12 protein-coding genes are annotated in these 12,006 nt (G+C 34.4%); 5 read left to right on the forward strand and 7 right to left on the reverse strand.

Annotated features, from left to right (window positions below; all coding sequences use genetic code 11):
* Positions 1-136 precede the first annotated feature (136 nt).
* Positions 137-1,180: a DUF418 domain-containing protein gene (locus ACIP9G_RS09410; RefSeq protein WP_401018948.1), complete on the reverse strand. Its 1,044-nt coding sequence runs from the start codon at positions 1,178-1,180 to the stop codon at positions 137-139.
* A gap of 359 nt (positions 1,181-1,539) precedes the next feature.
* Between ACIP9G_RS09410 and ACIP9G_RS09415 the strand changes: the two genes are divergently transcribed.
* Positions 1,540-1,803, forward strand: a complete 264-nt coding sequence (locus tag ACIP9G_RS09415) for a Parvovirus coat protein VP1-like protein (RefSeq protein WP_401018950.1) — start codon at positions 1,540-1,542, stop codon at positions 1,801-1,803.
* A 136-nt stretch (positions 1,804-1,939) separates the two neighbouring features.
* On the opposite strand, the gene ACIP9G_RS09420 is transcribed toward ACIP9G_RS09415, so the two are convergent.
* Complete coding sequence (locus tag ACIP9G_RS09420; protein WP_340826507.1) at positions 1,940-2,806, reverse strand: AraC family transcriptional regulator; 867 nt, start codon at positions 2,804-2,806, stop codon at positions 1,940-1,942.
* A gap of 416 nt (positions 2,807-3,222) precedes the next feature.
* Here ACIP9G_RS09420 and ACIP9G_RS09425 point away from each other — a divergent pair, with 416 nt between their 5' ends.
* Positions 3,223-4,287, forward strand: a complete 1,065-nt coding sequence (locus ACIP9G_RS09425; RefSeq protein WP_401018951.1) for a branched-chain amino acid aminotransferase — start codon at positions 3,223-3,225, stop codon at positions 4,285-4,287.
* Positions 4,288-4,399: 112 nt separating this feature from the next.
* Here ACIP9G_RS09425 and ACIP9G_RS09430 read toward each other — a convergent pair whose 3' ends face one another.
* The gene (locus ACIP9G_RS09430; protein ID WP_401018952.1) at positions 4,400-4,756 is read right to left on the reverse strand and encodes a hypothetical protein; all 357 of its coding nucleotides are present in this window, start codon (positions 4,754-4,756) and stop codon (positions 4,400-4,402) included.
* Positions 4,757-4,797: 41 nt separating this feature from the next.
* Positions 4,798-5,187, reverse strand: a complete 390-nt coding sequence (locus ACIP9G_RS09435) for a tautomerase family protein (RefSeq protein WP_340826508.1) — start codon at positions 5,185-5,187, stop codon at positions 4,798-4,800.
* Between the two features lie 215 nt (positions 5,188-5,402).
* On the opposite strand from ACIP9G_RS09435, the gene ACIP9G_RS09440 reads away from it, so the two are divergent.
* Positions 5,403-5,570, forward strand: coding sequence for a hypothetical protein (locus ACIP9G_RS09440; RefSeq protein WP_401018953.1), 168 nt, complete (start codon positions 5,403-5,405; stop codon positions 5,568-5,570).
* A gap of 359 nt (positions 5,571-5,929) precedes the next feature.
* Here the strand turns inward: ACIP9G_RS09440 and ACIP9G_RS09445 are convergent, their stop codons facing one another.
* The 3 genes from ACIP9G_RS09445 to glnA form a co-directional block, all read right to left on the reverse strand.
* Positions 5,930-6,811, reverse strand: coding sequence for a type 1 glutamine amidotransferase family protein (locus ACIP9G_RS09445; RefSeq protein WP_340825511.1), 882 nt, complete (start codon positions 6,809-6,811; stop codon positions 5,930-5,932).
* 53 nt (positions 6,812-6,864) lie between these two features.
* Entirely contained in the window at positions 6,865-7,233 is a 369-nt protein-coding gene (locus ACIP9G_RS09450) for a hypothetical protein (RefSeq protein ID WP_401018954.1), read from the reverse strand.
* Between the two features lie 361 nt (positions 7,234-7,594).
* Positions 7,595-8,929, reverse strand: a complete 1,335-nt coding sequence (gene glnA, locus ACIP9G_RS09455; protein WP_340825515.1) for a type I glutamate--ammonia ligase — start codon at positions 8,927-8,929, stop codon at positions 7,595-7,597.
* 897 nt (positions 8,930-9,826) lie between these two features.
* Here glnA and ACIP9G_RS09460 point away from each other — a divergent pair.
* Positions 9,827-10,255, forward strand: coding sequence for an ATP-binding protein (locus ACIP9G_RS09460; RefSeq protein WP_340825516.1), 429 nt, complete (start codon positions 9,827-9,829; stop codon positions 10,253-10,255).
* Between the two features lie 29 nt (positions 10,256-10,284).
* On the forward strand, positions 10,285-11,979 hold the full coding sequence (locus ACIP9G_RS09465) for a methyl-accepting chemotaxis protein (RefSeq protein ID WP_401018956.1): 1,695 nt from the start codon (positions 10,285-10,287) through the stop codon (positions 11,977-11,979).
* The last annotated feature ends 27 nt before the right edge of the window (positions 11,980-12,006 follow it).

Below are 12,006 nucleotides of genomic sequence, written 5' to 3' on the forward strand. Positions count from 1 at the left end.
AATTATGAAGTTGAATCTGCTTATATTTGCATTGATATCGCATATTACGTTCTTCTTATTTGCAATTCTATATTTAAGCACAAAAGTATTGTCAATAAAAAAACGCCAGAGCAATAATACTCTGACGTTGAAATCATTATTTTGTCGTTACTTTTCTTCCGTACGTCATCCATCTCCACACTTTTTCCAATGGCCCAATTTTGAAAAATTTAAAATAAATGATACTAAAGATGATTTGAATTACAAAAATCATAATGGCAATGATGACAATATAGGAAGTCGAAAGTACTTCGAGTCCCATGAGCGATATAATTGCTAATCCTATAAAACTCTGAGCTAAGTAATTTGTAAATGCCATCTGACCTACCCGTCCAATTGGCTGTAGCATTTTTACAACATTTTTGTGTTCTAGAATCAGGAATAAACTCGCTAAATAAAAATATGTAGTCGGGATTACACCTAAACCTAGTACTAATTGAAGCTTTTGATCATCATTTTGAGATGCAAACCAAATCCAACTAGATATAGCTACAAATATTGGAGCTGTTACATATAAGACCAACTTTATTTGTTTGGTAAGTTGTCTCACATTTCTTATCCAGTCAGCTTTTGCTACTAGAAAACCTGTTAAAAACATAATAAAAATAGTTATTGTATCATTCCCTAGTATATTGAAAACTGTTGAAAGGATAGCTAAGTTTGGCAAAAACATTTGCCCAAGTATGCTTACAATGTGAACAGTAATTATACCAATAAGCCAGTTACGAATTGTATCAATCTGCGCTCGATAAAATGGTAGTAAGAACAAACCTATTACTGCATATGCAGAAAGGATGGAACCCCAGAAAAAAAATATGTGCACAATCCCAATAACAAATAATGCTAGTAAACGTCTTGCAAAACGCCATCGAGGCTTATCACCTCTTGCTTCAGCGCGTGAAGCAAAAATATAAAAACCGACACCGAAAAGAAATGAAAAAATGGAAAAGAATTTTTTCTCAATGAATATATCAATTAGTGTATCAATCACACTATTGAATTTACTATAGGCTGGCACCGGTCCTCCTTCAACTACTATTTGATAAGCACCTACATTAATAAATAAAATACCAAATAACGCTAATCCCCGAATAATATCTAAGGACACAATTCTTTCTTTTTGTGTAACGGATGGATTCATGCTTTCAACTCCTTATCTTCAATACTGCATTTCATGCTCCTTGGCTATTATATCTAGGCAACCTTACAGCAGTTTGTTGATTAGCTTACAAAAACCTTAACTGAAGGATTTCATTTATCTTAACGATTTATTTAAGATTGCAGTTTCTTAGTCAAACACTAAAAAAAGGTCTGGATTAATTTCCAAGACCCTTCTTTTATTCATATTATTATCAAGCGTAGTCTAATGCATTAGTGGCTAATGAAATGTGAAATTTCGTCTCAATATTTTTCATGTTTTCCTTAGTTTTTCATCCCTTTTCAAAAGTTAAGACAACATATTTTATAGTATGAAGACTATTTTGAAAAGAGGTGACCAAGGTGAATAGGCATAGAAGATTAAGATTTTGTTATCCTGGCTATAAATATTGTGGACCTGGATGTTCAGGACCTGGTTCACCAACAAATGCTGTTGATTCTTGTTGTAAGAAGCATGATGATTGTTATTCAAAATATGGTAGAACAAAAAATTGCGATGAATTATTTCAGCAATGTTTATTAGCACAAATGAATACCAATAGCAAAATGGGCAGAGATGCTAGACTGTTCTACAAAGTTTTTGATTTGCGTAATAATTTCTTTTAAACGTCAAAAGCCAAGAATGAACAACAAGTTTCATTCTTGGCTTCAAAGAAATATAAATGTCTATTGCCGTTGATTTCCGCTACGGGCGGCACTTTTCACAAAATTGTTTGAGTGCCTGGCACTTTTATGGGCACTTTTACTTAATTGGAATCCAAATTTCCGAATAGAGATTTTCGCTTGTAGGATCTTCCTCTGTATAAACCTCTAATTCAGGTGTTCCAGCAGGCTCATATGGATTCGAAGGGAACCATTCGGAGAAAATTTGCTTCCATGCATTTTGCATCGCATCCGGCATTGGGCCATGTACTTCAAACACAACCCATTTTGATGCTGGCACTTCCATCGCTAATAAATTTTCCGGTACATCCGCCCCTACGTGATCTGTTCCAATCCAATAATCGATTAAATTATTTTCTTTATAGTTTTCGTCTGGTACACAAACACCCAGTACCCCTTTAATTTGTCCATCATTTAATGCAAATAGTTGCTCGTCCATTCCTTGACGATTTACTTCATCCCAAAATACAGGAATACCTTGCAAATTCTCGCCTTTTTGGCAATTATACGTTCTTTTTACTCCTACAACTTGGAACTTTTCTTTTTCTACAATGTTATACTTCATTGGTTCTGCTCCCTTCAGACTCACCTGGATTACAAGGCGGTTATATGATTGTAATGGTCCTTGCTGTTTTCGTGCTTCACTCGGCGTTACGTTATGTTGCTTTCGGAATGCTTTTGTAAAAGCTTCGGGAGAGTCGTAGCCATATTTGAAGGCGAGATCGATTACTTTTATATCTGTATTGATTAATTCCTGTGCTGCTAAAGTCAATCTTCTTCGTCTTATATAATCCGCAATTGACATATCCGTTAAAATAGAAAATGTTCGTTGAAAATGAAATACGGATGCATTCACTTCGTTTGCGATTTGCTCCATTGTAATCGTTTCTTGCAAATGCTCTTCTATATAATTTATTGCTTTTTGAATCGACTCAATCCAACTCAAACTCAAATGCCCTCACTCCTTGCTTAAAGATTAACGTATTCTAGTTTTTTCTTCCTGTCTTTTTATGCTATCTTTGGACTGGTCCACTCAGTTGTATGCATAGTCTACTACATATCGACAATTTTCCAATCCTTTACTTAAAAGTACTACTACTTCAATAATAATCATTTATACAAAGCAATAACATAAAAATTTCAAGAAGTATCATGAACATTTAAGTGAGCGAAAAGCATCAACGGTAGCGTAACGCTACGAATAAAATCTTTGCAATAAGTGTTATTTGTTGCTGAAAGTAAATAAATCAGCAATTTTATTAATTATTAGTAGATTCTTAGTATTTAATTAATTTAAAATAAACAGTATTATTAAGTATTATAGATATTTCATCTAATGACACAATACGCGGAGGATATGACATGTTAGAGATAACAAAAGAGATAACAACAAACCCAAAAGAAAAACCTGCAGCAGACCAATTAGGTTTTGGACAATTTTTTACAGATCATATGTTTATAGTCGATTACACAGAAGGCATGGGTTGGCATGATCCACGTATTATCCCGTATCAGCCGCTTTCACTAGATCCTTCGGCAGCAGTTTTCCATTATGGACAAGCTGTATTTGAAGGATTAAAAGCTTATGCAACAGTGGATAATAGGGTCCTTTTATTCCGTCCTGACCGTAATTTTAACCGCTTAAATCATTCGAATGAGCGTATTGTCATACCAGCAATTGATGAAGAATTGGCGTTAGAGGCGTTAAAGCAGTTAGTAACATTGGATCGTGAATGGGTTCCAAAGGCACCTGGAACATCTCTTTATATCCGTCCATTTATTATTGCTACTGAGCCACACTTAGGTGTACACCCTTCTAAAAACTATAAATTTATCATCATTATGTCTCCATCAGGCTCGTACTACAAAGAGGGCATTAATCCAGTAAAAATCATGGTGGAACAACATTTTGTAAGAGCTGTAGTTGGCGGCACCGGCGAAGCAAAAACTGCTGGTAACTATGCGAGCGCCTTAAAAGGACAAGAAATTGCGAATAAGGAAGGCTACTCTCAAACTTTATGGCTAGACGGTAAAGAACACCGTTACATCGAAGAAGTAGGTAGCATGAATATATTCTTCAAAATAAACGGAACAGTCATCACACCAGCATTAAATGGTAGCATCTTACCTGGAATTACACGTAATTCAATGCTTCAAGTATTAAAGGCGAAAAACATTCCAGTCGAAGAACGTCGTATTTCAATTGATGAAGTGGTAGAGGCTTATCATAATGGCACTTTGGAAGAAGCATTTGGTACAGGAACAGCTGCGGTTATTTCACCTGTTGGAGAATTAAAATGGCAAGATGAAAAAATAGTGATTAATAACGGTGAGATTGGTGAAATTTCACAAATGCTTTACGAAACATTAACAGGCATTCAAAATGGAACGCTTGAAGATACATTTGGTTGGACGATTAAATTATAAAAATATACAAAAAAGTGTTAGATTGATCGCAATCAATCTAACACTTTTTTACTGTGATCGTTTTTGTAGCACAACATAAGCCACTAATATAATCGTCTCCGCTTTTTGTCGTTTAATGATATTGGAATAACACCAAAATAGTTGGACCTTTTCCGCTTTCCCAAAGCTCAACAAAAAAACAATATCCATTTGGGAAATCATTTAAATATGCCTCATCATCAAGGCAAATGTTATTTTTATACTTAGTATCCCATTGTGACTTAACATCATGTATTAATAAACACTCTAATGTACTTTTTCGTTCCGTTTGATAGTTACAGATAAATACTTCTTCTACTTCGCCATTAAAAATCATTTGTCCAAGTTCCTTTAACGTAAAATTATTAGAGTAGATTTTACTTGCCACTACTACTTCATTGTTATAAATCTGATTTTTTTCCTTGTCTATGAAGTAGCCTTTTTTTATCACAATAGTTCACCTCCTCTAGTTTATTAATCGTCTAAAAAAGCTCAAACATTTACTTTATAATTCAATGCTAACTCATCCCCAGGTAGTCCTCGTATCCCCCAGTTATGCTTAGGTGTTTCAAAAATAGTAATTTCTATATCCTGAGGAGCTATACTTAATTGACTGTTAATTTTTTCAAACAGCAATGCGAGTAATTGTTTTTTCGTTTCTATCGTACGACCTTCGAACATACTAATTTCAATAATGGTATATGCTTCAGTTCTTTCACTAGGAAAATAAAAATCTTCTTTATTCATTGGGAAAAAACGATGAAATTTCTTATCGGATGGCAATCCCAGTGCCTCCATCATACAAGAATGAATAATAGTCGATAATGCTGCCTTAATGGGATCTAAACTGTCCTTAATACCATATATTTTAATTTGACTCATGCTCATCTCACCTTTCTCTTCTAACCACCCATTCTATTCTAAAATGTATGACCTTTTTTATCCGCATCAATATCTTAACATATATATCCATTTTGGTTAAAAATACCACTGAGAAGAAGTATTTTTAAATTGGGCAAACTTTAATAAATGAACGATGTATGAAGTCCAAAATAAGGGCAAGAATAAAAGTATAAAATTCCATTATGAGGTGAAGTATGAAAAAATTAATTATCGGTACTTTTACAGCAATCCTAACAACAGGATTATTATTTGGGTGTGGTAATGCGAAAGAAAAAACGGAGCCTAACGATACTGAATCACCTTCAACACACAAAGAACATATGGATGATCAAAACAAAACTGATGACAAATCTAAGGAGTAAGTCTCCCTTAAATTCATCAGACATAAAAAAACCAGCTCTAATCTAATAGAGCTGGTTTTATCATTAAATTTATTATCGGAATGTGTGAATTTTATCTTAAAATTAATTGATATTATCCTCAAGCCTCTAATAACCCGCAACAATCTGAGTTATTTTCTGAAACTGTAGTTGTTCAAGCGTTGACCATTCAACAAATTTTTTAAATTCGCTTCCAATAAAAACACATACCGAGCGACTTCTAATCGCCATCCATTACCTTAAAATCATACAATGTAGTTTTGGTTCAAAAAAAGTTGTTGAATTATTTGGAAGTGGAGTCTTATCTCTTCTATCAAAGGTGTTATAATTTTAATAGGAGACTAATGAATACTAGTAACATTCTCTTTTTTTACTAAACGAACTAATAATTTCTTTTGTATTACACATTCTTTAAAACGTCTATTAATAATATTTTGCATTGATGTATTATCTACATCAGTAAAAAATGTCACGAACATATTCTCTTCTATCGCTCTTTTGACAACGGGGGCATACACTAACATCCCCCCTCCTCCCAATCTGGTAGCGGGCAAACGCTTCACATAAGAATGGGGTAAAAGTATCATGTTCTGTGCAACTCTCTCAGCAATGCACCACCCCACTAAATCTCCTTCAAGAAATAAAGCAAAGCTAAATTCTTCATCGACAACGCCTAAATTCTGAACAAAAGGATAGACATGATCATCAAACTTATTCTTATTAGAAATTGCTTCTCTAAATATCTCACTCACATGCTGACTCCAAGGTACTACTGTTAAACTAGTAGGTATTTTTAAATTCCATAACCATTCATTTTGTTGTATTCGATTAAAATCCAGCACATATTTTTCTATGCCTTGTACATTCCCACTCCAACCTTGATTGGTTAATATATTTATGAAGTCATCAGATTTACTGTTCATAGTAAGCGTTATTTCTGTTATTAAAAAGCCGATCTTTTCAAAATAATTTTCCGCTTCATTATATAGTTGCATAACAAAATGATGGGCATTCTCCTCATCATTTACAACTAAATGTGTAATCGCTGCTGACTTATTATCAAAATTGATGTCTGCAATAAGGATACCTATTGGACGTGTATGATCAACTAAACCTATTCCCCATAAACTTGCGTCCATTAATTGCAACCTTTTAAAATGATTAGGATTCAAAAAAGTTAAAAACATACTATAATTACTTGAAGTAAGATTTAAAATTTCCATTAATTTCACCTCTTAAAAATAAGTAGCCTAAGTTATTAGGCTACTTGGAAATACTACACTTCGTCAAATGACTCTGTTACCGGATTAAATACAAGGTTGGCAAAGTGGGTATTTTTGTAATTTTTAGTTAAAGCATACTTATTCTCAGTAGTTCTTAATTCATAACCTGCAGTTACAGCCGTTTCTACACCATTAGTTGCTTCAATGAAATAATAATATGTCGTAAATGGTGTTGCTGTATCATCATTCCAGCGTTGTGTACCACTCGCAATGCTTGATTGTAAAACAATTGCCCCTACTAAACTATTGCTTGTGTTGCGTTTTATCGTATAAGTAACCGTTCCTGCAGATGATTGATTATCTGTCCAAGTAATTGTATTTCTAACGCCACCCGGTGATAAATCTATTGAACTTCCACTCACATTTGTTACAGGTAAAAATACGCTATTCTCGTTTTATCCTTCTCTATATCTCGGTTTTATAACGAGCCTTCACCGTGCAGGCAACTTTCATCGCACACGGCGATCCGTCAGCGATAGATCTTTAAGTTTTATTTCCCCGTAGTTAATTATAAATTAATTATAGTAATGACAATACTGACGAATGTTAATATTAATGTTAATTCTTGAAAATTTATTCACTTCTAAAACTTATAATATTATGCCGTTTGCTGAAGATTAACTCTGTAATTTTTGTCTTAACAGTATTAGTCTCTAGAAAAAAACTTAAATTAATACTGTCTCTTTCTTCTTACTCTTACTTGCAACACCCAACACTTCTTTTCTAATACATTGTCAAATATTCATCACGTTCCCAGTCGTGGACGCGTGTGCGGTATTTGTTCCATTCAATTTCCTTCGCTTCTGTGAACTTCTCAAAAATATGATTGCCAAGTGCGTCACGTACAATATGATCCATCTCTAGCTCGATTAGTGCGTATTCTAAAGAAGAGGGTAAACTATCAATGCCATTTAATTCACGATCCGCGCGGTTCATTTTATAAATATTTCGATCTACAGCATCTGGTGGTGTTAAACCTTTACGTATCCCATCAAGGCCAGATGCTAAAATAACAGCCATCGCTAAGTATGGGTTAGCCGCTGGATCAACAGAACGTAACTCAATACGAGTTGAAAGACCTCTTGCAGCCGGGATGCGAATAAGTGGTGAGCGGTTTTGGGCTGACCAAGCTACATAGCACGGTGCTTCATAGCCTGGAACTAAACGTTTATAAGAATTTACTAAAGGGTTTGTCACCGCTGTAAAGCCGTGAACATGCTTCATAACCCCTGCCATAAAGCTGCGAGCAGTTTCGCTCAATTGTATTTCTGCATGTTCATCATAGAAGGCATTTTTATCACCTTCAAACAATGAAAGATTGAAATGCATCCCTGAGCCATTAACGCCAAATAACGGTTTTGGCATAAAGGTTGCATGTAAACCGTGCTGTGCTGCGACTGTCTTAACGACGAGTTTGAACGTTTGTATATTATCGCACGCTTCAATAGCACTTGCATATTTAAAATCAATTTCATGCTGACCAGGTGCAACTTCGTGATGCGACGCTTCAATTTCAAAGCCCATGCCCTCTAGCTCAAGCACAATATCACGTCGACAGTTCTCGCCTAAATCAGTGGGCGCTAAATCGAAATACCCACCACTATCATTTAATTCAAGTGTTGGATGCCCTTTATCATCTAGTTTAAATAAGAAAAATTCTGGCTCTGGACCAAGGTTAAACGAGCTAAAACCTAAATCTTCCATTTCCTTTAATACCCGCTTAAGGTTGGAACGTGGATCACCTTCAAATGCTGTACCATCTGGTCGTGCAATATCACAGATAAAACGTGCTACCTTACCTCTTTCCGCTGTCCATGGAAAGATAACGAATGTATCTAAGTCGGGACGTAAATACATATCAGACTCCTCAATACGAACAAACCCCTCAATCGATGAACCATCAAACATGACCTTATTGTCTAATGCCTTCGCTAATTGACTAACTGGTATTTCCACATTTTTTATTGAGCCCAATATATCAGTAAATTGTAGGCGAATAAATTTCACATTTTCTTCTTTCACCATGCGGATAATATCATCTCTTGTATGATGTTTCATTCTTCACCACTCCAATTTGTCATTTTTCTTAACGTGTTTTTTTGTAACTGCTTTTAAATTACACTAAAACAACAAACAAGCGCAATGGGCATGTCATGTTTTCTTACATATGTTTTTTCGAATAAATTTATCTTTATTTTAGATGTATACTTACATTAGGTTGGACCTATATATTGACATCAACTAAAATAAAACTTAATGATTACTCAAAACTTTCTTTTGTAGAACATTAGTCTTGCATTATTTATATTTTACTGGTACATTATAAACTAAATATAAATTCAATAGTACTTAATAGGATATTTTTACTATTCTATATACCAATCACTATTAAAGTAATTGAATAATTCGAAAGTAGCTTTTATAATAATGACGTCGGTGGATAAAGGCCTTTTGATTCCATCCAGTACCAAACAAAACTCCCTTTCAAATGGTCTAAACTACCAAATTGAAGAAAACTTCGCAAACTCCAGGCAAATGATTTAGCATCGCCTTAAAAATTCTTATATAACACTTTGTCACCAATATTAAGTATCCATATTCAAAAGATACATAGACTTACAAGCTTTTTACTGCTATAGGGGTGACAAAAACCATAGGGTGAAAACTGTATTAGTCAACGATATTCATTCCTTTATCACACATAACTATATTTATAGAAATGACATTAATTCTCTGCGTTTAAATGTTAGTAATCTTAAAATACATGAATTTCTTAAACACCGCTAAAGTATAGAAAACACAATACCTATTATACTGGATAGGTTTAGACATGCGTTTTCATTCCTATTCTTCCTCAATATAATGGCGATGACCTATTTAACTTTACTTACATTTTACTGGATATCACTAGCGAAAATGTAAATGTAATTTCACGTACAAGATAGGTGATTGGTAATGAAATTTACACTGCGAGTTCAAGCAAATCGACAAGCAGTTCATTTTATAGATAATGTGATGGAAAACTATACAAATATTTATAGTATACCCTTCAGTAAAGAATTGAGATTTGTTTTACACGAATTAGTAATTAATGCTATTGAAGCAATGGAAAAAATCGATACACCCTCTTCCTACGGCAAAATTCAAATACAAGTTTTGCAAAACGATGAGGAGATTACGTTAACAGTCATCGATGAAGCACAAGGCATTACTGAAAATGATTTAAAGAAGGCTTTACAATTCGATCCTAACGAACACTATTATAATTATACAGATCGAGGTCGAGGATTATTTTTTGTCAAAAATATGGTTGATTCTATTTGGTTTAAACATATTTCAAGAACCAAATTTTTAGTCGGTGTTTCCAAGAAAATTCATGAATAAAGTACATCTGTAATTAGGAGGGACTTTTTGTGAAATGGACAATCCGTAAAAAAATGAACTTACTTATTCTTACCTGTATTTTGTTAATGGTTTCTCTTATAGCGATAATTGATTTTTTTGAAGCTAAAAAGAATTTTTTAGAAAGTGCAAATGCCAAACTTTTATCGGATTTACAATTAAGTTATCAATATTTTGATGTTAAAATCCCTGGAGATTGGGACATTAAAAATAATGAATTGTATAAAGGCGATGTTAAAATTGCTGGCAATTTCGATATTGTAGATGAGATTGGCAATCTAGCAGACGGTAATTTTGTGACAATCTTTCAGCACGATACACGCATTAACACAACTATTGTGGAAAACGGTATACGACAAGTGAACACGAAGGCTCCTAAAGAGCTTACTACTGCTGTGTTAGAGCAAAAAGAACGTTTTATCGGTACAGCAAATGTATTAGGTAGTATGTATCAAGTTGCGACAGAGCCAATTTTCAATAGCAAAGGCGACATCATCGGTATGTGGTCGACAGGCACACCATCAGCGCCCTATATTAACATTGCTACAAAATATGTCCTTGAGAATGTTGCCATTTCATTAGGAATAGCGATTTTGATGTTTGTTAGCATTAGTTGGTTTTTACAGCGCCAAATTATTGGACCAATTAATCAATTAAGTTTAAATGCTAAAGAACTTGCTAATTTAAATTTAAACGTAAAAATATTAAACCCTAAAGGAAAAGATGAAATCGCCAATTTAGCACAAGCATTTAATAGTATGAAGCAGCGTTTAACAGAAACAATGACCATTGTCTCGAATAGCGCAAATCAAATAGCTAGATCCTCGCAGACATTAGCCGAATCATCACACCAAACAAGTGAAGCCTCAAACCAAATTGCCTTAACAATGAACGACATTTCAAATGGTACCACCATTCAATCAGACCAGGCTGAACGTATTGTTATGATGATGAAAACAACGATTGAGGAAGTAACCAATAGTTTAGAAAAAGCAGAAGCAACTTTAAATAGAGCAATTCAATCTACCTATATCGCCCGCAAAGGAGAAGATGCTATTAGTGAAGCAATTAAACATTTAAACACAGTCACTCATACGGTTTCTTATGCAACCGATTCGATTCAAAAACTAGGCAAACGTTCCGAAGAAATAGGTGGAATTATTACTGTCATAACGGGTATTGCGGAGCAAACAAATTTATTAGCTTTAAACGCAGCCATCGAAGCTGCTCGAGCCGGAGATCAAGGAAAGGGCTTTGCTGTAGTCGCATCAGAAGTTCGTCAGCTTGCTGAGCAGTCAAGTTTGGCTTCTGGTCAAATTACAGATTTAATTAAAAACATACAAGCCGAAACTGCTGTGACCGTCCGAACTATGGAAAGTAATTTACTAGCAGTAGAAGAACAGGTGAACATCATTAGTAAAGGCGGACATGCCTTACAAGAAATCGTTGAACATGTTGTTGAAACAGAACAAGGTGTGAAACAAATGAAATCTGCATTCACGCATGTCAATGACAATTCATTAGGTGTTCAACAGGCAATACATGATATCTCACGCATTTTAGAAGATTCTGCGGCAGCTTCCGAAGAAATGGCAGCTACGTCTGAAGAACAACATGCAACTGTAGCTGAGATTTCACATAAATCAGAGGAGTTAGCGGAAATTTCTACTAAACTACAAAACGAAGTAAATAAATTTAAATTTTAATCTTTTAACTAAATGACACGGAGGAGC

It is taken from the genome of Lysinibacillus sp. NPDC093197, from assembly GCF_044754025.1.
Lineage (GTDB): Bacteria > Bacillota > Bacilli > Bacillales_A > Planococcaceae > Lysinibacillus.